Origin of the sequence: Curtobacterium sp. NPDC089991, assembly GCF_044748425.1 — a bacterium.
Lineage (GTDB): Bacteria > Actinomycetota > Actinomycetes > Actinomycetales > Microbacteriaceae > Curtobacterium.
On the sequence record NZ_JBIVGB010000003.1, the window covers coordinates 320,048 to 342,673 of the forward strand.

Genomic DNA, 22,626 nt, shown 5'->3' on the forward strand with positions numbered 1-22,626 from the left:
ACGGCTCCGCCCTCTCCACAGGCGGGCGTCGCCCTCGTCTTGTCCACAGATCCGCCGCCGTCCCGACGGCTCCCGTTCCCCGACCATCACCATCGTCGGGGTGAACCGTCAGATCGCCCTCGCCCCACTTCCCGCCGTCACCGTCCTCCGGACCTCGGCGCACCATCCAGCCGAGTCCGAGGTGATCAGGAGGCGGGCGGACGCGCAGGAGCTCGTCCGCATCGGGCGAGGGAAGTTCGTCGACGCTGCCGCTTGGGCAGCCCTCCGGCCAGCGGAACAGCACCTGGTCCGCGTCGGTGCGTCCGCCGATCGCATCGGACCCGACCAGGTCGTCTCACACGTCTCGGCGGCGGTCGTACTCGGTGTGCCGACGGTGTCGCCGCCGCCCGATCGAGTGCACGTGACCTCGGTCGGGAGTGATCGGCGGACCACGAATGCTTCCTTCGTCGTCCACGCCGACCTCGACCCGGTACCAGACCCGAACCGGATCAGCACGCCGGAAGGCCTGCAGCTGAGCGGACCTGTTCGGATCGCTGCCGACGTGGCCCTCACGCTCCCGTTCATGGACGCCGTCGTGGCGCTTGACGACCTGCTCCGTCGGGGTCTTCCCCGAGCAGCCGTGCGCGACACGATCGCGCGACGTGGCCCCAAGGGGCGCCGTCGCGCGCTCCGTGCGGTGGACTTCGCCGACTCCGCGTCGGACTCGCCGGGTGAGTCGATCGCGCGCACCCGGTTCGATCAGTTCGGCACGGAGGAGCCCGTCCTGCAGCACCGTTTCCGGTCGTCCGGGCAACCGGACATCGTGGTGGACTTCTGGTTCCCCTCGGCCGGCGTCGTGGTCGAGTTCGACGGCGAGGTGAAGTACCGGGACCCGACGATGCGGAACGGGCGTTCGGCGGAGGACGTGGTCATCGCCGAGAAGTACCGGGAGGACCGGCTGCGGTCCATGCCCGGCGTCCGGCACGTCGTGCGGTTGCGATGGGCTGATCTCTGGGACGAGGCGACGTTGCGCGCGAAGCTGCGGCGGGCAGGCGTTCGGATGCGACGCTGACCGCGCCGTGCGAAGTTCGCCACTCGGTGCGAGGTCGTTGCGGCGCACGGGGTGATCAACCTCGCACCAGAGCAGGCGCTGCGCCGACCGCGGCCCCCGGAGTTCACCCGGCGGCGACGCCCGCGGCACCCGGCGTTCACCCGGCAGCGCCACACTCGACCTCGGCGCGGGAACGTTCCCACACGGCCCGCACTACCCCCACCCCGCACGACCCGCACAAGCCACCCCCACCCAGCACCACCCCCACCCCACGGAACAGGGAGAACCCACGTGAAGACCCGAGTCCTCGCCGGCCTCGCCATCGCGGCGGCCGCGACCGTCGCACTGTCCGGCTGCGTCCAGAGCGCTAACGCCTCGAACGCCGCGGACACGAGCGGCGGCACCACGAACCTCACCGTGTTCATCAGCGGCGACACGAACGTCCAGGACCTCTGGGACAAGTCGCTCATCCCCGCCTTCGAGAAGGCGAACCCGAAGATCCACGTCAGCACGAGCATCGACCTGCACGGCGAGCACGACGCGCAGACCCAGGCGAACCTGGCCACGGCGGTCAAGGCCGGCAAGTCCGTCGCGTACGACCTGGTCGACGCCGGCTTCGTCAGCACCGCGGGCAAGGCCGGACTGCTCAGCACGGTCAGCGACAGCACGATCCCGAACCTGAAGGACGTCCCCGAGGCCACGAAGCAGCAGGGCGGCGACAGCGCGATCCCGTACCGCGCCTCGAGCGTCCTGCTCGCCTACGACTCGAGCAAGGTGACGGACCCGCCGGAGACCCTCGACGACCTCCTCGCCTGGATCAAGTCCAACCCCGGTCAGTTCGCGTACAACTCCCCGTCGTCCGGCGGCTCCGGCGGCTCGTTCGTCGCCACGGTGCTCGCGAAGTACCTGACCGCGGATGAGCAGGCGACGATGCAGACGACGTACGACAAGTCGCTCGAGTCGAAGTGGGACAAGGGCTTCGCAGCGCTCAAGGACCTCGGCCCCTCGACGTACCAGAAGGGCGTCTACCCGAACGGCAACGACCAGGTCGTGCAGCTGCTCGGCAGCGGCCAGATCGCGATGGCGCCGGTGTGGAGCGACCAGTTCATCACCTCGCAGAAGACCGGCGTGATCCCGAAGACCGTCAAGGCGATCCAGATCACCGACCCGTCGTTCACCGGCAGCGCGAGCTTCCTCGGCATCCCGAAGACCGAGCCGAAGGCCAAGAAGGCCGCCGCCGAACAGCTCGCCGACTTCGTGCTGAGCTCCAAGGGGCAGCAGCTCGTCGCGAGCGCCGTCTCCGGCTACCCGGTCATCCCGCTCGACAGCCTGCCGGCGTCGGTCGCGGAGCAGTTCGCCGACGCGAACCCCTCGCAGCTCCGCCTCGGGTTCCAGAGCGACTTCGCCGCCGACATGAACGCGGCGTGGGACGCGAAGGTCCCGCAGTGACCCAGACCGTCCAGGACGGCCCGGCGACCGACCGGGAGGCCCGTGGCGACTCCGCCACGGGCCTCCCGCCCGTCCCGTCGCCCGTCCACGGCACGGCGGACACCGCAGGTCGGCTGTCCGTCCAGGAGCGGCTCGACCGCCGTCGGCGGTGGCAGGGCCTCGCCCTCGTCGCGGCGCCCGTCCTCGTCGTGGTCCTGTTCGTCGGCGTGCCCGTCGTGAACGCCGCCCTGTTCAGCCTCGGGTTCACCGGCGGCCTGAACCAGGCACTCGCAGACATCGGCGGCGACACCGTGCGCGGCTTCTCGTTCGCGGTGTACGGCACCCTGCTCGGCAACGCCACGTTCCTGCGCGACCTCGTCGCGACGCTCGGGGTCACCGCGTTGTCGACCGGCCTGACCGTGGCGCTCGCCGTGGCGGTGGCGGTGATCCTCCGGCTCCGCGGTGGTCTCCTCGGCAAGAGCCTCAGCGTCCTGGCCGTGGTCCCGCTCTTCGTGCCGGTGGTCATCGCGAGTTGGTCGGTCCTGACGTTCACCGATGCGCAGGGCTTCCTCCGCAGCCTCGGTGCCCAGTTCGGCCTCGACGTCCCGGTGTGGGGGTACACCCTCGTCGCCGTGGTGTTCGGCAGCGTCTGGACGAGCCTGCCGTTCGCGGTGCTGATGATCGCCGGCGCGCTGCAGGGAACTCCGGACGCCCTGGTCGAGGCCGCGAAGGACGCCGGCGCGAGCACGTGGCGGGTGGTCTGGCAGGTGCTCCTGCCGATGGCGGCGACCCCGCTCGTCATCGCGACGACGTTCACCGTCATCGGGGTCCTCGGGTCGTTCACGGTGCCGTACTTCACCGGTCCGAACGCCCCGACGATGCTCGGCGTCGACATCTCGAAGTACTTCCAGGCCTACAACCGCCCGCAGCAGTCGACGGCGATGGCGTTCATCGTGTTCGCCTTCGCCGCGGCCGCGAGCGTGTTCTACCTCCGCTCGACGGTCCGGGCGAACGCCGGCGAGCTGCGGAAGCAGCAGCAGAAGCAGGAGCAGCCGTGATCAAGCGACTCACCGGGAACACCCTCGTCTGGGCGACCGCTGTCGTGCTGGCCGTCTTCGTGCTCGGTCCGCTCCTCTGGCTGGCGGCTCGTGCCTTCGCCACGACCTGGACGTACCCGAACCTGTTGCCCGACGGCTGGACGCTGCAGTGGTGGGGCACCGTGTTCGAGGACCGGAGCCTGGCGGTCGCCGTCCAGAACTCGCTCGTCCTCGCCCCGCTGACGGTCCTCATCGCCGCCGTGGTCTGCCTGCCGGCCGCGTGGGCGATCAGCCGCATCGAGTTCCCTGGGCGACGGCTCGTCCTGGTCGGGCTGTTCGCCACGAACGCGTTCCCGAAGATGGGCCTCTTCGTCACGATGTCGGCCATGTTCACCGCGCTGAACCTCATGAACACGGTCACGGGCATCCTCATCGTGCACGTCCTCGGGTGCGTGGTGTTCATGACGTGGCTGCCCGCCGCCGCGTTCTCGGCCGTGCCGCGGTCCCTCGAGGAGGCAGCACGCGACGCCGGAGCGAGCCGCTGGCGGACCTTCTGGCGGGTGACGTTCCCGATCGCGTGGCCGGGGATCCTCGTCGCGATGGTGATGTCCTTCCTCGCGTCGTTCGACGAGGCGCAGGGCACGTACCTGGTCGGCGCCCCGACGTACATGACGATGCCGACGGCGATGTACTCGCTCGTCCTGAACTCCCCACGGCAGGTCTCGGCGGTGTTCGCGATCGCGCTGAGCATCCCGTCCGTGGTCCTGCTGCTCCTCGCCCGGAAGCACATCATGGGCGGCCGCCTGGCGGACGGCTTCCAGATCCGATGACCACCACCAGCACGAAAGGCGACCAGATGACGGACGCAACGCTCGTCGCGGAACGCACCACGGGCCTCCCGGCCGACGGCAGCACGACCGACCGGTCCCGCACCGGCGGACTCACCATCCGCGGACTGCGCAAGACGCTCGGCGGACGCGACGTTGTCGCGGGCATCGACCTCGACGTCGCGAAGGGCGAGCTCGTCTCGCTGCTCGGCCCGTCCGGGTGCGGCAAGACGACCACGCTCCGCATGGTGGCGGGGTTCCTGCCCGCCGACGGCGGCGTCGTGACGATGGGGGACCGCGACGTCACGTCGATCGGTCCGGAGCGTCGGCCGAGCGCGATGGTGTTCCAGAACTACGCGCTGTGGCCGCACATGACGGTGACGCAGAACGTGGCGTTCCCGCTGCGGACCAGACGCGTGCCGAAGCAGCGGGTGGCGGAGCGGGTGCGGGACGCGCTCGAACTCGTCGGTCTGAGCCACCACGCCGGGTCGAAACCGACGGCGATCTCGGGCGGTGAGCAGCAGCGGGTCGCCCTGGCGCGGGCGATCGTGCAGGAGCCCGACGTGCTGCTCCTCGACGAGCCGCTGTCGAACCTCGACGCGAAGCTCCGGGTGAGCGTCCGCGACGAGATCCGGCGCATCCAGCAGCGTCTCGGCATCACGACCGTGATCGTGACGCACGACCAGGACGAGGCGCTCAGCATCTCGGACCGGATCGCGGTCATGCACGACGGCCGCATCGAGCAGATCGCGACGCCCACCGAGCTGTACGCCCGCCCCGCGACGGGGTTCGTCGCGTCGTTCATCGGGTCGACGAGCCCCGTCACCGGCCGGTTCCTGGCCGGCACGTCGGTCAGCCCCACCGTGGCGGACACGGTCCTGATCCGACCCGAGCAGGTGGTGCTCACCGACGACTCGCCGATCCGTGCGACCGTCGCCCGCGTGCTGATGCGCGGGCACTTCGCCGAGGTGGTGCTGGCCGCCGACGGCGCCGAGCTCCGCGCGTTCGTCACCGGAGCACCCCCGACGGTCGGCACCGAGACCGGGGTCCGCCTCGGCGAGGTGCTCGTGTACCGCGACGGTGCCCTGCTCGAGGGCACCCGATGAGCGCCCCGGTGTCGGCGCCCGCCGACCAGGTGGTCGCCACCAGCCCGACCGGGAGGCCCGGCGTGCGTCCGCCACGGCTCGTCGCCCACCGCGGTGCGCCGCGCGTCCGGCGCGAGAACACCCTGCCCGCCATCGCGGTCGCCGAGGCGCTCGGCGCCGAGGTCATCGAGGTCGACGTCCGTCGCACGGCCGACGACGTCGCCGTCCTGCTGCACGACGAGACCCTCGGCCGGATGTGGGGTGACGCTCGCCGGGTGTCCGACGTCGCCTGGTGCGACGTCGCCCGACTCGGCAACGGCCTCGACCGGATCCCGCGTCTCGACGCCGCCCTCGAACGGCTCGACGGCTGCCACTCGGTGCTGCTGGTCGACCTGACGGACGCGGCCGACGGACTCGTCGCCGCCCGCACCGTCGTGGGTTCCACCGCGTCCACCACCGTGGCGTGGTGCGGAGCGCCGGCGGCGATGGCCGCGGTCCGCTCGGTGCTGCCCGACGCCGACGTCTGGCTCGCGTGGGAGTCGCTCGACCCACCCGCTCCGGCAGACCTCGAGGCGTTGACCCCGTCCACCCTGAACCTCGACATCGCGTTCCTCACCCCGCGCACGATCGAGGCCGCGCACGCCCTGGGGCTGCGGGTCGCCGTCTGGACCGTCGACGAGGCCGAACCGGCGCTCTGGGCGGCACGGCTCGGCGTCGACTCGATCACCACCAACGACGTCGGCGCGATCGGCGCCGCGCTGTCGTCGGCGGAGCGGGACGGCTGGCCGGAACGGGACCGCGAACCGACCGAGACCGAGGTCGCCTCGCGCGCCCAGGCCCTGGCGCACCGCATCGCGCACGAGGTCATCGCCTTCACCCGCGAGCACCCCGTCAGCGAGGTACGGACCAAGGCGAACCCCGCGGACCTCGTCACCGACGTGGACCGACTGGTCGAACAGCACGTCCGGTCCCGCGTCCGGATGGCGTTCCCGACGCACGGGTTCACCGGTGAGGAGTACGGCGACGCCCCGGGCGACCGGCACCGCTGGTACCTGGACCCCGTCGACGGCACCACGAACCTGGCGAACGGCGTGCCCTGGACGTCGATGTCGCTCTGCCTGACCCGCGGTGGCCGGCCGCTCGTCGGGGTCGTCGCCGACCCGTGGCGGGGCGAGGTCCTCGAGGCACGGCGCGGACGCGGTGCCACCCTGCGCGACCGTCCGCTCCAGCTGGACGACACCCCGCGGCCGCTCGCCGGGGCGGTCGTCGGCACCGAGCTCGACGGGCACCGGCCGTGGCCCGGGTTCGGTGCGTTCCTCGACGCCCTGGCCGACCGGTCGTGCACGCTGCGGGTGCAGGGCTCCGGCACGTTGACCATCGCGCAGGTGGCGGCCGGGCGGGGGATCGGCGGGTGCGTGTCGGCGTTCAACCCGGTCGACCACGGGGCCGCCGTGCTGCTCGTGCACGAGGCCGGCGGGATCGTGCTGACCCGCTCCGGTCCGGTCGAGGGCTTCCCGCCCGTGGGCGAACCGTTCCTGGTGGCGCACCCCGGGGCCGCCGACGAGCTGCACGGGGTGTGGACGGCCGCGCTCGCCGTGGGCGCCGCGGCGGGCTGAGCCGGCGCGTGCGCGCGGCAGGTGTGGCCGGCGCACGGTGCGGGGCCTGCGTTCTGGTGCGGGGTTGGCCGCTGGGTGCGGTGCTGTAGGCGCGCACGGTGCTGCCAACCCGGCACGGGTCGTGCAGGTGCGCACGGTGCGGACTGGAGGCGCGGGGCAGGTCGGGTACGGGCCTCCCGTCGGGTGGGTGGTGCGCACGGTGCGGGGCCTGCGTTCTGGTGCGGGGTCGGCCGCTGGGTGCGGTGCTGTAGGCGCGCACGGTGCTGCCAACCCGGCACGGGTCGTGCAGGTGCGCACGGTGCGCCCACGGGCGCGGCGGCGCACGGCTGACTCTGAGCGGGCGCTCAGTCAGCGGCCGACCGCGCTCCATAGGGTGGCAGGCCACGGGCGGTCCGACCGGATCACCCGTGCACCCGAAGGAGCATCGACCATGGGATTCCTCGACCGCCTGCTCGGACGTCCGGACCGCGACCGCACCGGTGACGCGCAGCAGTACGACGCGCAGCAGAACCAGTGGGGGCAGCCGCAGCAACCGCAGCAGCAGGGCTACCGGTACGGCCAGCAGTCGTACCACCAGCCCGCGCCGACGGGGGTGCCGGCGGCCCAGCAGCAGGGCGGCCAGTACGGCGTGCCGCAGTGGGGCGGTGCACCCGCGCAGCAGCAGGGCGCGACGACCGACGACGATCGCGCGGTGGAGCGGTACCGCTACCTGCTCCGCACGGCGCCGCCCGAGCGCATCGAAGAGGTGCACGCCGAGGCGTTCGCCAAGCTGACCGACGAACAGCGCCGCATGGTCTACGACGAGTTCACCCGCACGGCGCCTCCCGGTGAGGCCCCGCGCGGCGACGACCCCCGCTCGCTCGCGCAGTCGGCGACGCGGTCCGAGATCCGCCAACCGGGCTTCATGGAGCGCTCGCTCGGTGGCGTCGGCGGTGGTGGCCGCTTCGGTGGGCAGCGCGGCGGACCGTCGTTCGGCAGCATGATCGGTGCCTCGATCCTCGGCACCGTGGCCGGCTACGTCATCGGTTCGGCGATCATGAGCGCCTTCCTGCCGGACCCCGGATCGTTCGATGGCGGTACTGACGCTGCGGGTGACGGTGGTTCGGAGGACACTGGAGCCGACTCCGGTGACGGCGGTGCGTCCGATGGTGGCGCGTCCGACGGCGGCGGGTTCGAGAGTGCGGGCTGGGGCGACAGCGGATCCGACTTCGGCGGTGGCTCCAGTGACTTCGGTGGTGACTTCGGCATCTGAGTGACCGGTCACGAGTTCCCACCGACCCACTGATATTCTCCGTGGTCGACAAGGGAGCGACATGGCCATCATCGAAGCCTCCGGGCTGACCAAGACCTACCGGTCGAAGTCCGGGCCGGTGCACGCACTGGCCGGACTCGACCTGTCCGTGCCGCAGGGCACCGTGAAGGCGCTGCTCGGGCCGAACGGCGCGGGCAAGACCACGACCGTGAAGGTGCTCACCACCCTCATCACCCCGGACTCCGGGACGGCCACGATCGACGGCATCGACGTGATCGCCGACCCGCAGGCCACCCGGCGGTCCATCGGGGTGTCCGGGCAGTACGCCGCGGTCGACGAGAACCTGACCGGCTTCGAGAACCTCGAGATGATCGGGCGGCTCTACCACCTGGGCCGGAAGACGTCGCGGGAGCGTGCCCGTGAGCTCATCGACGTGTTCGACCTGGCCGAGGCCGGGGACCGCCCGGTGAAGGGCTTCTCCGGTGGCATGCGGCGACGGATCGACCTCGCTGGAGCCCTCGTGATGAACCCACGCGTGCTGTTCCTCGACGAGCCGACCACGGGCCTCGACCCCCGCAGCCGGCTGGCGCTCTGGGGCATCATCGAAGACCTGGTGGCCGAGGGCGCCACGGTCCTGCTCACCACGCAGTACCTCGAAGAAGCCGACCGGCTCGCCGACGACATCGCGGTCATCGACGACGGCCGGGTCATCGCCGAGGGCACCGCTGACCACCTCAAGGCGCAGGTCGGCGGCCACCGGGTCGTCGTGACCCTGGTGGACGAGACCGACGGTGACGCCGTGACGACCGTCCTGCGGCGCTACGGCGTCGGCGACGTCGAGGCCTCTGGTGACGGCCGCACCCACGCCATCGCGGTCGAGGCCGGCCCCACCGCGCTGCAGCGGGTGCTCGCCGACCTCGGTGACGCCGGCATCGAGCTGCACGACGCGGGCATGCGCCGACCGACCCTCGACGACGTGTTCCTGCGGCTCACCGGCCACGCCGCGACGGAGGACGAGGCCGACGAAGCCGCCGCCACCAAGCAGAAGGAGACGGCCCGATGACCGCCACCACCATCGCGCCGGGTCGGCAGCTGCCCGTCGTCGTCACCTCGCCGGTCGCCATCTGGTTCGAGGACGGCTGGACCGTCACCAAGCGGAACCTCATCAAGATCAAGCGGTCGCCGGACATGCTCGTGTTCGCCGTGCTGCAGCCCATCATGTTCGTCCTGCTCTTCAGCCAGGTCTACGGCGGCGCGATCGCGGTCGAGGGCACCGACTACACGCAGTTCCTGATGGCGGGGATCTTCGCGCAGACCGTCGTCTTCGGGGCCACGTTCTCGGGCTCGGCGATGGCGCAGGACCTGAAGGAAGGCCTGATCGACCGGTTCCGCACGCTGCCGATGTCGGCGTCTGCGGTGCTCGTCGGCCGGACCAACTCCGACCTCGTGCTCAACTCGATCTCGATGGCGATCATGATGCTCACCGGGCTGGCCGTCGGGTGGCGGGTGAACTCGTCGCCGCTCGAGTTCCTGGCCGGCATCGCACTGCTGCTGCTGTTCAGCTACGCGTTCAGCTGGGTGATGGCGCTGCTCGGCATGAGCGTCAAGACGCCGGAGGTCATCAACAACGCCTCGTTCATGATCCTGTTCCCGCTGACGTTCATCTCGAACGCCTTCGTGCCGAGCGACACGCTGCCCCTGGTGCTGCGGGTGTTCGCGGAGTGGAACCCGGTGTCGTCGCTCGTGCAGGCGGCCCGTGAGCTGTTCGGCAACGTCGGGTCGGCGCCGGTGCCGGACATCTGGACGATGCAGCACCCGATCGTGACGGTGCTGATCGGGATCGCCGTGATGCTCGTCGTGTTCGTGCCGTGGGCGGTCAACAAGTACACCCGCATCAGCGCGAAGTGAGACCGTCGGGGCGGTGAACAAGACTGCACCATCCACAGCCAGGATCAGCGCGAAGTGACCGCGTGGGCGCTCAGAGCAGCTTGCGCTGCAGCGCCCACGCCGTCAGCTCGTGCCGGTTCGACAGTTGCAGTTTCCGCAGCACGCTCGACACGTGGGTCTCGACGGTCTTCACCGAGATGAAGAGCTCCGCTGCCACTTCCTTGTAGGCGTACCCACGCGCGATGAGGCGCATCACCTCCTGCTCGCGCGCCGACAACCGGTCGAGTTCCGCGTCGTGCTGCGCGGTCTCGCCGCTCACCGCACCGAAGGCGTCGAGCACGAAGCCGGCCAGGCGGGGCGAGAACACCGCGTCGCCCTCCGCCACCCGTCGGACGGCCTCGGCCACCTCGGCGCTCGATGAACTCTTCGTGATGTACCCGCGGGCCCCGGCCCGGATCACCCGCACGACGTCGTCGGCCGCGTCGGAGACGCTCAGCGCCAGGAACAGCGTGCCCGGGTGCTCGGCAGCGGACCGCGTGATCACCTCGGCGCCGCCACCGCCGGCTCCGCCGGGCAGGTGGACGTCGAGCAGGACGACACGGGGTGCAGTGGTCGCCACGAGCGTCACGGCCTCGTCGACGGTGGCGGCTTCACCCACGACCTGGAGGCCCGGTGGCAGTCCGGCGCGCACGCCGGCTCGGAAGATGGAGTGGTCGTCGACGACGGCGACGGTGAGCAGGTCGGGCTCGGTCATGCGTCCTCCTCGTGGTGGGGGTCGGTGGGCGCGAGCGGCAGCCGGAGGCGGACCTCGGTCCCGGTGCGACCGGGCCCCGGGGCGATGGTCGCCCGGCCGCCGAGCCGGTGCAGCCGCCCGGTGATCGACTCGCGCACGCCGTACCGTCCCTCGGGCACGGCGTCGGGGTCGAAGCCCGGCCCACGGTCGCGGATGCTGACCTCGACGACGTCCTGCGCGGTCTCGGCGTACACGCTGATCGTGCCGCCGGCGTGCCGGGCGGCGTTGAGCATCGCCTCGCGGGCAGCGGCGACGACACCGTCGGGCAGGTCGGTGCGCGACGGGCCGACCGCGATGACGTCGATGCGGACCGGGTACTCGGCCTCGATGTCGGCGGCGGCGTCGCGCAGTTCGGCGCCGAGGTCACGGGCCGGCTCGGTCTGCTCGGCGAACAACCACGACCGCAGTTCGCGTTCCTGCGCCCGGGCGAGCCGTGCGGCATCGGAGCCGGGCTCGGCCTTCTGCTGGATGAGCGCGAGCGTCTGCAGCACCGAGTCGTGCAGGTGCGCGGCGAGTTCGGCGCGCTCGAGGTCGCGGACCCGTGCCGCGCGCTCGTCGGCGAGGTCCCGGACGAGCCGCACGACCCAGGGCGCGACGACCACGGCGACGCCGAGCAGCACGGCGACCGCTGCGCTGAGCACCGTCCACACGTTCGGCCGGTCGCTCGTGGTGAAGAACAACAGGATGCCGAGCACGACGAGCACCAGTGCACCGAGCGCCCGGACGACCAGGGTCGACGACGCCGCGGCCCGGACGGTGCGCAGGGCGTCGAACTGCCGCCAGGCCAGGGCAGCACCGGTGACGACCACGACGCCGGGCACGACGACCTCGAGCGGGACCTGGGCGCCGAGGCGCACGGCGACGATCGCGCCCCCGGCGGCGAGCAGTGCGAGTCCGAGCAGGATCTCCACGACGGGTGCTCGACGGCTCACGGTCACGGTCGCGTCGCCGTCGCCGTCCGGACGGGGCGCCGTGAGCACGGCCTTGAGCGGTGTCGTCGCGGACTCCGTCGCGCTCGGGGTGGTGGCCCACAACCATGCGTAGAGCAGGACCCCGGCCCCGCCGCACACGGCCAGGACCGCCGTCGCCGCGCGGACTGCCCCCAGGGGCAGACCGGTGTGTGTCGCGAACCCGCTGCAGACACCGCCGAGGACCCTGGGGGTCGGGCGGGTCATCCGAGCGGTGGCCATGGGCCAATCCTGGCACTCGGGCGCCCGCACCAGCAGGGTTCGGGGCAGGGATCAGGGACCGGTCAGGGGGAACCCCGATGGTGTCCGCCACCGCGGGCCGGGATGCTGGAGACCATGACCGATCACCAGCACGACACGGCTCCCGGCCCGGCTGCCGGCACCGCCGACTCGACGGCCCGGTTCTTCGACTGGATCCGCGGACTCGACGTCGCCCGCACCGACGACCGCTGGCTCGCCGGCGTCTGCGGTGCCGTGGCCCGACGCACCGGACTCGACCCGCTCGTCGTCCGCGGCGTCGCGATCGTCGTCGCCCTGCTCGGCGGTCCGGTCTTCCTGGCGTACGCCGTCGGGTGGGCGCTGCTGCCGGACACCACAGGACGGATCCACGTCGAGCGGATGATCCGCGGCGTGCTCGACCCGGCGCTCATCGGGATCGGCGTCTTCGTGGTGCTGACCTTCGTGCCCGCGGTCCAGGGGATCTGGTGGCAGGGCGTGCCCTCGGCGTGGGGGATGCCCGGCTGGCTCGAGGCGACCCTGCGCACGGCGTGGAGCATCGCGCTCGTCGGCGGGATCGTCTGGCTGGCCGTCGTGGTCGCGCGTCGTCGCACCGACGGGCCGGCGCCCGACGCTGACGCCGGCGCGGCAGCGGGGACACGGCGCGACTTCTGGACGAGCCCCGACGACCCGCGCCCGGCCGGTGGAGCCGCGTGGACGGCGGACGCGGGGGAGGCGTCGGACGCGGGCCGGGCCTCCTGGCAGTGGAACGCCCCCGGTACCCCGCAGGACCGACAGCGACGACACGACGAGCGGATGCGCGCCGAACGGGAGCGGGCGGCCGCGTGGCGCGCGACCCGCGCCGAGCGACGGTCGAGCGCGGCGTACGTCGCCGTGTCGCTCGGGCTGGCGCTCGTCGCCGGGGCCGGCGTCGCGGTCTGGGCGCAGGCGGAGGCCTGGCCGGTGGCGGTGCTCGGCATCGCCGCGGCGGTCGCCGTGCTGGCGATCGCGACCATCGTCGCCGGGATCCGGGGACGCGACGACGGTGCCCTCGGCCTGTTCTCGACGATCGGCGTCGTCGCGCTGGTCGTCACCGGGGTGCTGCCCGCCGGCACGCAGGTCTCGCTGATCGGCGGGACCACCTGGCGGGTCGACAGCGTCGCCGCCGGGTCGGAACGGAACTACGCGATGCTCGTCGGCGGACCGACCCTCGACCTGCGCGGGCTCGACGAGACCGACGCCGGTGGTGACGTGAACCTGTGGCTCGGCGCCGGCGGGGCCGAGGTGCTGCTGCCGACCGACGTGCCGGTCCGGGTCGAGGTGAGCGGCGTCGGGTACGGCGTCGACACCGACGGCGACGATGGCGACGACGGCAGCGGCGGGCTGTTCGGCACGACCACCGTCGAGAACCGGGCGGCACGGTCCGCCGGTACCGATGCGGGCGGGACGACGACCGTGCACCTGTGGATCCTCGGGGGCGCCGCCGACGTGCCCCGGGCGCTGACCGTCAACGAGTGAAGGACGAGACGATGACGAACGACGACGAGACGACCCAGACGTTCCCACCTGCGGCGCCGGTACCGGCCCCGGAACCCGCGCGGGCGCGCCGTGGTGCACGCTTCGGCACGATCTTCTGGGGTGTGGTGCTGCTCGTGTTCGCGGTCGCGATGGCCGTGAGCGCGATCCCGGTGTTCTCGGTCGACCCGACCACCCTGTTGCTGGCGGCCTGCCTGGCGGCCGGGGCCCTGCTGGTGGTGGCGGGGCTGGTGGCGGTGTTCACCCGGCCCCCGCGGTAGCCGGACCGGGTTGTCCACAGGGGCCGTCCGGGTGCGCGCGTGCGTCACCCGGACGGCTTAGCATCGTCCACGTGACCGCGACAGACGCCGAGCGGGCCGCCCAGCGCGACGCCACGGAGCCACCCCTCGACCGCAGCGCCCGACTGCGTCGCTGGATGCTGCAGGGCGCCCACCAAGGGGCATCCCACCAGGGTCCGCACCAGGTCGAGGTCGAGAAGACCCACCCGTGGTGGCGGGTCATGTGCCTGACCGGCGTCGACTACTTCTCGACCCTCGGGTACCAGCCGGCGATCGCGGCGCTCGCCGCCGGTCTGCTGTCGCCGATCGCCACGATCGTGCTCGTGCTCGTCACGCTGTTCGGCGCGCTGCCGGTGTACCGCCGGGTCGCGAGCGACAGCTTCCGCGGTGCCGGGTCGATCATGATGCTCGAGAAGCTCCTGCCGTGGTGGGCCGGCAAGCTCCTGGTGCTCGTCCTGCTCGGGTTCGCCGTCACCGACTTCATGATCACGATGACGCTGTCGGCGGCGGACGCCACGGCGCACATCGCCGAGAACCCGTACACGCCACACTGGTTCACCGAGATCCCCGTCCCGCTCACCCTCGCGCTGCTGCTGTTGCTCGGCGTGGTGTTCCTCCGCGGCTTCAAGGAGGCGATCGGCATCGCGGTCGGCCTCGTCGCGGTGTTCCTCGCGTTGAACGCCGTCGTCGTGGTGGTCGCGCTCTGGCACGTCTTCGAGCACCCGATGGTCGCCAGCGACTGGTGGTCGGGGCTCACCGCGCAGCACAGCAACCCCCTCGTCATGGTCGGCATCGCGCTCGTCGTGTTCCCGAAGCTCGCGCTCGGCCTGTCCGGGTTCGAGACCGGCGTCGCGGTGATGCCGCAGGTGCGCGGTGACGCGTCGGACGACACGAGTGCCCGGCCCGAGGGTCGGATCCGCGGCACCAAGCGGCTCCTGACCGTCGCGGCCGTGATCATGAGCTCGTTCCTGATCACCTCGTCGATCGCGACGACGTTCCTCATCCCGCAGCACGAGTTCCAGCCGGGCGGCGGTGCGAACGGGCGGGCCCTGGCCTTCCTGGCGCACCAGTACCTCGGTGGGGTGTTCGGCTCGATCTACGACTTCTCGACCGTCGCCATCCTGTGGTTCGCCGGCGCGAGCGCGATGGCCGGCCTGCTCAACCTGGTGCCGCGGTTCCTGCCCCGCTACGGCATGGCGCCGCAGTGGGCGCGGGCGACCCGGCCGCTCGTCATCATCTTCACCCTCATCGCCTTCCTGATCACGATCGTGTTCCGCGCGAACGTCGACGCCCAGGGCGGGGCCTACGCCACCGGCGTGCTCGTCCTGATCACGAGCGCCGCGGTCGCGGTCACCCTGTCGGCTCGTCGCCGGCAGCAGAAGAAGCGCACCATCGCGTTCGGCGTCATCTCGGTCGTGTTCGTCTACACGACGGTCGCGAACGTCATCGAGCGGCCCGACGGCGTCCGGATCGCGGCGATCTTCATCATCGCCATCGTCGTGGTGTCGCTCGTCTCGCGGGTGCGCCGGTCGTTCGAGCTCCGCGCGTCGTCGATCGAGCTGGACGCCACGGCCCGGCAGTTCGTCGAGGCCGACGCCGACCAGTTCAGCGCGGTCTGCATCATCGCGAACGAGCCGGGTGCCGGCACCGCCGAGGCGTACCGGGCGAAGGGGCGCGAGGAACGGCGCGACTCCGGCATCCCGGCGCGCGTCCCGACGATGTTCCTCGAGGTGCTGCCCGCGGACTCGTCCGACTTCGAAGAGGATCTGCTGGTCGAGGGGCACGTCGTGCACGGACACCGTGTGCTCCGGGTCCGGTCCGGCAACGTGCCGAACACGATCGCCTCGACCCTGCTCGCGATCCGCGACACCGCCGGGGTCGTCCCGAGCATCTACTTCGAGTGGAACGAGGGCAGCCCGATCCGGAACGCCCTGCGGTTCGTGTTCACCGGTGCCGGTGACGTCGCGCCCGTCACGCGCGAGGTCCTGCGCGAAGCCGAACCGGACGTCCACCGCCGGCCGTCCATCCACGTCTCGTGACGGGTCCCGCCAGCGCGCGCCGGGTCCCGACGCCCGCCGGTGGGCTCGCCGCGGTGGTCGTCGCCGCCGCGGTCTGGGGGACCACCGGCACCGCGACGCACTTCGCCCCGGGCGTCCCCGCCTTCGTCTTCGGCGCGGTCACCTTCGGGATCGGTGGACTCGTGCTCGCCGCCGTCGCCGGACGTGGCACGCTCCGCGCCGTCGCCGAGCGTCGCACGCGAGGGTGGGCGCTGCTCGGCGCAGGGGCGCTCGTCGTCTACGCGGTCGCCTTCTACGCGGCCCTCGCCGACGCGGGCGTCGCCCTCGGCACCACGATCGCGATCGGGTCGTCACCCGTGTTCGCCGGGCTCGTGGAGTGGGTGTCGGACAGGAGGCCCGTCACCGGCAGGTGGATCGTCGCCACGCTGGTGAGCGTGGCCGGCATGGTCGTCGTGACCCTGGCGCGGTCGGAGCACGACGGCGGTGGTGGTGCGCTCGCGCTCGGGATCGCCAGTGCCCTGCTCGCCGGACTCACCTACGCGCTGTACTCGTGGGCGGTGGCGCGGGGACTGCACGCGGCGGCCGGGGCAGTGTCGGTGCCCGGCGGGCCCGGGGTCGAAGCCGTCGCGGCGGGGCTGCCGAACGGCCGTGGGCTCGTCGGCGCCGTGTTCGGCATCGCTGCCGTGCCGCTCGTCGTGCTGGTGGTCCTCGCCGGCGCACCGTACCTCGGCGAGGGCGACAACTGGCCGGTGTTCCTGTACCTGGCCCTGGTGCCGACGGTCCTCGGGCACTCGCTGTACGCCGTGGGGTTGCGGTCCGTCGGTGCCTCGGTCGCGACCCTGGTGTCGTTGCTCGAGCCCGTGGTCGCAGCGGTGCTCGCCGTGCTCGTCGTCGGGGAGCACCTCGGCGCGACGGGATGGCTCGGCATCGCACTCGTGGTGGCCGGGCTCGCCGTGCTCGCGGTGCCGGGGCGACGCCTGCGCTGACGCGCGTCATCGGCCGCCGCGGACGCTGACGCGCGTCAGTCGTCGGCGAGGATCTGGTCCCGCACCTTCCGCCGCAGCACCTTGCCGATCATCGAGCGCGGCAGGTCCTCGACCACGACGACCCGACGCGGCACCTTGTACGCCGCCAGCTGGTCACGCGCCCACGCCCGCAGCGCCGCGGCGTCGAACGAGGACGGGTCCTTCGGCACGACGGCGGCGACGACCTGCTCGTTGCCGCCCTGCGTGATGCCGACGACCGCGACCTCCTTGACGCTCGGGTGCTTGAGCAGTGCGTCCTCGACCTCGGACGGCGACACGTTGAAGCCGCCCGTGATGATGAGCTCCTTCAGACGGTCGACGATCCGGACGTAGCCGTCGGCGCCGATCGCGACGATGTCGCCGGTGCGGAACCAGCCGTCGGGGGTGAAGACCTCGTCCGTGGCCTCGGCCTTGCCCCAGTAGCCGCGGAACACCTGCGGCCCGCGGACCTGCAGTTCACCGGGCTCGTCGACGCCGAGCACCTTCGTGCTGTTGTCGGGGTCGACCACGCGGGCCTCGGTGGAGGACAACGGCAGACCGATGGAGCCGAGGCGACGTTCCGGGGACACCGGGTTCGCCATCAGCACGGGGGAGCACTCGGACAGCCCGTAGCCCTCGACCAGGTACCCGCCGGTCCGGGCTTCCCACGGCTCGACGATGTCCTGCGACAGCGGCATGGCGCCCGAGATGCCGATCTCGATGCCCTCGAGCGAGACCTTCGCCGAGTCGGCGGCGTGCTGCAGTCGGGCGTAGATCGGCGGGACGGCGGGCAGGAACGTCGGCGGGTGCTTCTTGATCGCGGTGAGCACGAGCGCCGGGTCGAACGTCGGGAACAGCACGAGCCGCGAGGCCATGCTCATCGCGAAGGTCAGGCACAGCGTGAGGCCGTAGGCGTGGAACATCGGCAGCACCGCGTACACGACGTTGTCGCCCCGACGGATCTGCGGCACCCAGGCGCGAGCCTGCGCGGCGTTGGCCAGCAGGTTCCGGTGCGTGAGGACCGCGCCCTTCGGCGTGCCGGTGGTGCCCGAGGTGTACTGGATCAGGGCGATGTCGTCCGTCGACGGGCGCGGGTGCCGCTTCGACAGCTTGCGGGTGTGGACCAGGTCGTCCCACTTCGTCGTGCCGCGCACCGCGGTGGTGAGCTTCGCGCGGGACTCGCGGGCCTTCGCCACCGGCAGGGCCAGGGCGAGCCGGGTGCTGCGGGGCATCGCGCGGGTCAGGTCGACCGACACGATCGCGTCGAGCTTCACGTCGGCAGGGAAGTCCTGCAGCGTCGCGACGGACTTGTCCCAGGCGATCGCGACCTTGGCGCCGTGGTCCTCGAACTGGTGGCGGAGCTCGCGCGGCGTGTACAGCGGGTTGTGCTCGACCACGATCGCGCCGAGGCGCAGGACCGCGTAGAACGCCACGATGTGCTGCGGGCAGTTCGGCAGCACGATCGCCACCCGGTCGCCGGCAGCGACGCCGAGTTTGCGCAGGCCGTTCGCCGCGCGGAGGATCTGCTCCTGCAGGTCGGCGTAGCTGGTCGTCCGCTTGAAGAACTCGAGCGCGACCCTGCCCGGGAACCGTCGCGCCGACTCCTCGACCAGGTCGATCAGGGAACCGTGCTGTTCCTCGATGTCGTGCGGGACCCCCGGGGCGTACGAGGCAAGCCAGGGACGAGGCGTGTCGATGCTCACGCGTCCCAACCTAGCGGGCCACCCCGGCGCCCGCTGGGAAGCATCGGCCGGCATCGGGCGCCATCGGGGTGCACGAAGCCGAGCGCGCTCCCAGGGGACGGACGGACGATGACGCCATGCCCTCCGTCTCCGATGCCTTCCGCTCCCGCCTCAACGACACGTTCACCGGTGGGGCGACGAGCAAGCCGGAGTGGATCGACGAACTCGAGGACGGCACCGACGCCGGCTTCTTCGGCCCCGGTTCCGCGACGTGGGCGGTGCACGGCGGCAAGCAGACGATCGTCGCCGGGGTCCGCGCACTCCTCGTGCAGGCCCTGCACCCGGGAGCCCTCGCCGGCGTCGCCGACCACTCCCGCTACCGCGAGGACCCGTTCGGCCGACTCGCCGGCACCATCCGGTGGATCTACACGGTCTCGCACGGCGACACCGCGACCGCCCGCGGAGCGAGCGAGTGGGTGCTGCGCCTGCACGAGCGCGTTCGCGGCCAGTACGTCGACGGCCACGGCGTCGCACGCGACTACGCGGCGAACGACCCCGACCTGGCCCGCTGGGTGCACCTCGCCTTCACCGACGCGTTCCTCCGGGCCGCGCAGCGCTGGGGTGGCCCGATCCCCGGCGGCGCCGACGCCTACGTCCGCGAGTGGGCGACCGCCGGCCGGCTCATGCGCGTCGAGGACGCCCCGGAGTCCGAGGCCGAGCTCCGCGCCCAGATGGACGGGTACCTCGACCGCGGCGAACTGGCCGTCACGGCCCGCACCCGCGACGTCGTCAAGTTCATCAAGAACCCACCGCTCGCGCTGATGCTGCGGCCCGGCTACCAGGCGCTGTTCCAGGGCGCCGTCTCGACGCTCGACCCCCGCCACCGCTCGATGCTCGGCCTGCGGGCGCCCGCGATCGGACCCGTCGAACTGCCCGTCGGCCGGGCGACCGGACTCGTGCTCGACGGGATCGGTGGGGTGCTCGGCAACCAGACGGGCACCGAGCGCGCTGCGCTCGTGCGCATCGCGCGCCTCGAGCGCGAGCGCGGCGCCGTTGCCTGAAACGTCCGCGTGTCACGTGTCGTGGACGTGACCGGAGACAGACGGGAGGCCCGTGGCCAGCTGGCGCCGCGCCTCCCGTCCGCTCGTGGGGGCGTCAGAAACCGGACGGCACCCGGGGCGTGTACGCGGACTCGAGTCGCGTCACCTCGTCGTCGGTCAGCGTGATCGCGGCGGCCGCGACCGCGTCGTCGATGTGGTGCTCCTTCGTCGCACCGACGATCGGCGCGCTCACCGCGGGCTTGCCCGCGACCCAGGCGAGGGCGATCTGCGCCATGCTCACGCCGCGGTCGCTCGCGATCGACTCGACGGCTCCCACGATCGCGCGGTTCGCGTCCTCGTCCTGGCGGTAGAGCGTCTTGCCGAACTCGTCGGTGCTCGCGCGCGACCCGGAGCCGTCGGCGTCCCACGGCCGGGTGACCTTGCCGCGGGCGAGGGGGCTCCACGGGATCACGCCGACGCCCGTCGCGTGCGCGAAGGGGTGCATCTCGCGTTCTTCCTCGCGTTCGAGCAGGTTGTACTGGTCCTGCATGCTGACGAAGCGGGTCCAACCGTGCAGGTCGGCGACGTGCTGCATCTGCGCGAACTGCCACGTCCACATGCTGCTCGCGCCGAGGTAGCGGGCCTTGCCGGCCTTGACGACGTCGTGCAGGGCCTCCATCGTCTCCTCGATCGGGGTCACCGGGTCGAAGCGGTGGATCTGGTACAGGTCGACGTAGTCGGTGCCGAGACGGGTCAGCGAGGCGTCGATCTCGTGCATGATCGCTGCGCGGGAGAGCCCGGCGCCGTTCCGACCGGGCCGCATCCGGTTGAAGACCTTGGTGAGGACCTGGACGTCCTCACGCGGAGCGAGTTCCTTGAGGAGCGTGCCGGTGATCTCCTCGCTGGAGCCGTCGGAGTACACGTTCGCCGTGTCGAAGGTGGTGATGCCGGCGTCGAACGCGCGACGGACGAAGGGGCGGGCCTCGTCGATGCCGACGCTCCACGCGTGCGAGCCACGGTCGGGGGCGCCGTAGGACATCATGCCGAGGACCACGGTGCTGATCTCGAGGCCGGAGGCGCCGAGGCGGGTGGTGTTCGTCGTTGCTGCGTTGCTCGGTGCTGCGTTGCTCGGTGCTGCGTTGCTCGGGGCCGCGTTGCCTGGTGCGGCGTTGCTCGGTGCTGCGTTGGTCATGCGCTCACCTTGGCATCGCGGCCTGTGACGGCGAGCAGGCGGACCTGGAGTGGGGCGTCCTGGTCGACGTCGACCGGGGCGGCGTACAAGCCGGTGGCCGCGAGGTCCTCGATCTGCGGTTCGAAGTACTCCCACACCGCCTGCACGAGCTCGTCCGGCAGGGACTCGTCCGTGCCGGTCGCCCGCGCCAGGTCCCACGTGTGGATGGTGATGTCGCTGGTCTGCTCGGTGAGGTACTGGCCAGCTGGCACGACGTCGGTGCTGAGGTGGACGGGGGTGTCCTGCGGGGCGTTCCGCCAGGCATCGGTCGCCGCGGTCGCGAAGCGCTGCCACTCGGACACGAGGTCGTCGCCGATGGACTCGAGGTCCGCCTCGGCCTGGGCGTAGTCACACCCGGTGAGGAGCTTCGGGATCCAGCGCTGCTCGTCGACCACGTGGGTCACGAGGTCGCGGGTGGTCCACTCGGAGTCGGGGGTGGCGGCGTCCCAGTCCGTCACGGCGGCGACGCGGCGGCCGAACTCGGCTGCCGCGAGGGCCTGCATCGCGATCCAGTCGGTGGCCATGGTGGTGCTCCTGTTCGTCGGGCTGGCGTGCGGTGCTTCGTGCGGGTGGTGCGGGTGGTGCGTGTCGTGCGTGTGTCGTTGTAACTCGGGGGCCGGTGTGCGGATTCCCGCGCGTGCGGGCGTGCCCCTGTCCGCTGCCCAACGCTACGCCGAGGAGCCCGGCCGAGCGGGCGAAATGCCGCGGTCGTGCGCGTACCCACCGGACGTTTCCGCCCGTTCACGCCGGCGCGGGGTCGGTGCGCACTGCACCCGCTGACACCGGAGGGGCGTGCCAGCGCGTGGTCCCTGAGCGAGCGGGCGGAATGCCGGGGTCGAGTTCGAGATGAGGCCGGCATTTCGCCCGTTCGCCCGGTTGCGCTCGCGATGGAGCACCCGCGCGCGTCGCAGCGGGCGGCGGGCTGCGGGCACGGACGCACCCCCGAAGCGCCGCGGGGACGACGAACGCCCCGGCTCCGTGGGGAGCCGGGGCGCGTGTCTCGGGTTCGGGTGGTGCTGTTCGGTGCCCTCAGTCAGGCAGCGAGTCCGAAGGGACTCAGGCCGCCTGGAGCACGAACTGGACGTCGAGGTTGATCGTCACGTCGTTGCCGAGGGTGAAGCCACCGGCCTCGAGCGCTGCGTTCCAGTTCACGCCGAACTCGGTGCGGTCGATCTTCGTGGTCGCCTCGGCGCCGAACTTGACCTGGCCGTAGCCGTCGGTCGTGAAGCCACCGAGCTCGGCCTTGAGGACGACGGGCTTGGTGACGCCGCGCAGGGTCAGGTCGCCAGCGATGTGCAGGTCGTCGCCCTTGGCCTCGATGCTCGTCGAGCGGAAGGTGAGCTGCGGGTGCTCCTCGGTGAGGAAGAAGTCGCTCGTCTTCAGGTGCTGGTCGCGCTGCTCCTGGCCGGTGTTGATCGACGCGACGTCGATGTTCGCCTCGACGGTCGACTCGAGGGGGTTCTCGGCGGTGACGACGGTGGCGTCGAACGTCTCGAACTTGCCCTTGACCTTGCTGATGGCGAGGTGGCGGACCGAGAAGGTGACCTCGGAGTGGGTGGGGTCGATCTTCCAGGTGCCGGTCTGGTAGCCGGGGATGGTCGTGGCGGTGAGCGTCATGGTGGTCCTTCTTCCGAACGAGAGTCTGTGGTGCGACGCGATCCATGCGCCTGCATCAACCTGATACTACGCCAGTGTGCA

20 protein-coding genes are annotated in these 22,626 nt (G+C 71.9%); 14 read left to right on the forward strand and 6 right to left on the reverse strand.

The window, feature by feature from the left end; genetic code table 11:
- Positions 1–100: 100 nt before the first annotated feature.
- From ACIPV1_RS10835 to ACIPV1_RS10875, 9 genes are all read left to right on the forward strand, one after another.
- Positions 101–1,051 (forward strand): hypothetical protein, encoded by a 951-nt coding sequence (locus tag ACIPV1_RS10835; RefSeq protein ID WP_131921619.1) that lies wholly within the window; start codon positions 101–103, stop codon positions 1,049–1,051.
- Positions 1,052–1,321: 270 nt separating this feature from the next.
- A complete protein-coding gene (locus ACIPV1_RS10840) occupies positions 1,322–2,479 on the forward strand; it encodes an extracellular solute-binding protein (RefSeq protein ID WP_159574140.1) in 1,158 nt (385 codons plus the stop codon).
- Positions 2,476–3,516, forward strand: coding sequence for an ABC transporter permease (locus ACIPV1_RS10845; RefSeq protein ID WP_402726346.1), 1,041 nt, complete (start codon positions 2,476–2,478; stop codon positions 3,514–3,516). The genes ACIPV1_RS10840 and ACIPV1_RS10845 overlap by 4 nt, the downstream gene beginning before the upstream one ends.
- On the forward strand, positions 3,513–4,325 hold the full coding sequence (locus tag ACIPV1_RS10850; RefSeq protein WP_123340755.1) for an ABC transporter permease: 813 nt from the start codon (positions 3,513–3,515) through the stop codon (positions 4,323–4,325). Before ACIPV1_RS10845 ends, ACIPV1_RS10850 begins: the two co-directional genes overlap by 4 nt.
- A gap of 26 nt (positions 4,326–4,351) precedes the next feature.
- Positions 4,352–5,428 carry an ABC transporter ATP-binding protein gene (locus tag ACIPV1_RS10855; RefSeq protein ID WP_402726347.1) on the forward strand — a complete coding sequence of 359 codons (1,077 nt, stop codon included), beginning with the start codon at positions 4,352–4,354 and terminating at the stop codon, positions 5,426–5,428.
- On the forward strand, positions 5,425–7,023 hold the full coding sequence (locus ACIPV1_RS10860; protein ID WP_402726348.1) for an inositol monophosphatase family protein: 1,599 nt from the start codon (positions 5,425–5,427) through the stop codon (positions 7,021–7,023). Before ACIPV1_RS10855 ends, ACIPV1_RS10860 begins: the two co-directional genes overlap by 4 nt.
- A gap of 430 nt (positions 7,024–7,453) precedes the next feature.
- A complete protein-coding gene (locus tag ACIPV1_RS10865) occupies positions 7,454–8,275 on the forward strand; it encodes a hypothetical protein (RefSeq protein ID WP_402726349.1) in 822 nt (273 codons plus the stop codon).
- Between the two features lie 61 nt (positions 8,276–8,336).
- Positions 8,337–9,338, forward strand: a complete 1,002-nt coding sequence (locus ACIPV1_RS10870; RefSeq protein WP_123294046.1) for an ATP-binding cassette domain-containing protein — start codon at positions 8,337–8,339, stop codon at positions 9,336–9,338.
- Positions 9,335–10,183: an ABC transporter permease gene (locus ACIPV1_RS10875; RefSeq protein WP_123294045.1), complete on the forward strand. Its 849-nt coding sequence runs from the start codon at positions 9,335–9,337 to the stop codon at positions 10,181–10,183. The genes ACIPV1_RS10870 and ACIPV1_RS10875 overlap by 4 nt, the downstream gene beginning before the upstream one ends.
- A 70-nt stretch (positions 10,184–10,253) precedes the next feature.
- Here ACIPV1_RS10875 and ACIPV1_RS10880 read toward each other — a convergent pair whose 3' ends face one another.
- Together ACIPV1_RS10880 and ACIPV1_RS10885 are read right to left on the reverse strand one after the other, a co-directional pair.
- Entirely contained in the window at positions 10,254–10,916 is a 663-nt protein-coding gene (locus ACIPV1_RS10880; RefSeq protein ID WP_123340759.1) for a response regulator transcription factor, read from the reverse strand.
- On the reverse strand, positions 10,913–12,145 hold the full coding sequence (locus tag ACIPV1_RS10885) for a PspC domain-containing protein (RefSeq protein ID WP_402726350.1): 1,233 nt from the start codon (positions 12,143–12,145) through the stop codon (positions 10,913–10,915). Before ACIPV1_RS10885 ends, ACIPV1_RS10880 begins: the two co-directional genes overlap by 4 nt.
- A gap of 114 nt (positions 12,146–12,259) precedes the next feature.
- Here ACIPV1_RS10885 and ACIPV1_RS10890 point away from each other — a divergent pair, with 114 nt between their 5' ends.
- The 4 genes from ACIPV1_RS10890 (at position 12,260) to ACIPV1_RS10905 (ending at position 16,957) form a co-directional block, all read left to right on the forward strand.
- Positions 12,260–13,657, forward strand: coding sequence for a PspC domain-containing protein (locus tag ACIPV1_RS10890; RefSeq protein WP_402726351.1), 1,398 nt, complete (start codon positions 12,260–12,262; stop codon positions 13,655–13,657).
- 11 nt (positions 13,658–13,668) lie between these two features.
- The gene (locus ACIPV1_RS10895) at positions 13,669–13,935 is read left to right on the forward strand and encodes a hypothetical protein (protein ID WP_148067807.1); all 267 of its coding nucleotides are present in this window, start codon (positions 13,669–13,671) and stop codon (positions 13,933–13,935) included.
- Positions 13,936–14,090: 155 nt separating this feature from the next.
- A complete protein-coding gene (locus ACIPV1_RS10900) occupies positions 14,091–15,992 on the forward strand; it encodes an amino acid transporter (protein WP_243648898.1) in 1,902 nt (633 codons plus the stop codon).
- Complete coding sequence (locus ACIPV1_RS10905) at positions 15,989–16,957, forward strand: DMT family transporter (RefSeq protein ID WP_402726352.1); 969 nt, start codon at positions 15,989–15,991, stop codon at positions 16,955–16,957. The genes ACIPV1_RS10900 and ACIPV1_RS10905 overlap by 4 nt, the downstream gene beginning before the upstream one ends.
- Positions 16,958–16,992: 35 nt before the next feature.
- Here the strand turns inward: ACIPV1_RS10905 and ACIPV1_RS10910 are convergent, their stop codons facing one another.
- The gene (locus ACIPV1_RS10910) at positions 16,993–18,732 is read right to left on the reverse strand and encodes a long-chain-fatty-acid--CoA ligase (protein ID WP_402726353.1); all 1,740 of its coding nucleotides are present in this window, start codon (positions 18,730–18,732) and stop codon (positions 16,993–16,995) included.
- Positions 18,733–18,794: 62 nt separating this feature from the next.
- Here ACIPV1_RS10910 and ACIPV1_RS10915 point away from each other — a divergent pair, with 62 nt between their 5' ends.
- On the forward strand, positions 18,795–19,718 hold the full coding sequence (locus tag ACIPV1_RS10915) for an oxygenase MpaB family protein (protein WP_123938909.1): 924 nt from the start codon (positions 18,795–18,797) through the stop codon (positions 19,716–19,718).
- A gap of 94 nt (positions 19,719–19,812) precedes the next feature.
- Here the strand turns inward: ACIPV1_RS10915 and ACIPV1_RS10920 are convergent, their stop codons facing one another.
- The 3 genes from ACIPV1_RS10920 to ACIPV1_RS10930 all read right to left on the reverse strand — a co-directional run bounded on the left by ACIPV1_RS10920 (position 19,813) and on the right by ACIPV1_RS10930 (position 22,545).
- Positions 19,813–20,739, reverse strand: coding sequence for an aldo/keto reductase (locus tag ACIPV1_RS10920; protein WP_402726467.1), 927 nt, complete (start codon positions 20,737–20,739; stop codon positions 19,813–19,815).
- Between the two features lie 146 nt (positions 20,740–20,885).
- Entirely contained in the window at positions 20,886–21,452 is a 567-nt protein-coding gene (locus ACIPV1_RS10925; protein WP_123294035.1) for a TIGR03086 family metal-binding protein, read from the reverse strand.
- A gap of 532 nt (positions 21,453–21,984) precedes the next feature.
- Positions 21,985–22,545: a YceI family protein gene (locus tag ACIPV1_RS10930; protein WP_111086826.1), complete on the reverse strand. Its 561-nt coding sequence runs from the start codon at positions 22,543–22,545 to the stop codon at positions 21,985–21,987.
- Positions 22,546–22,626: the final 81 nt, after the last annotated feature.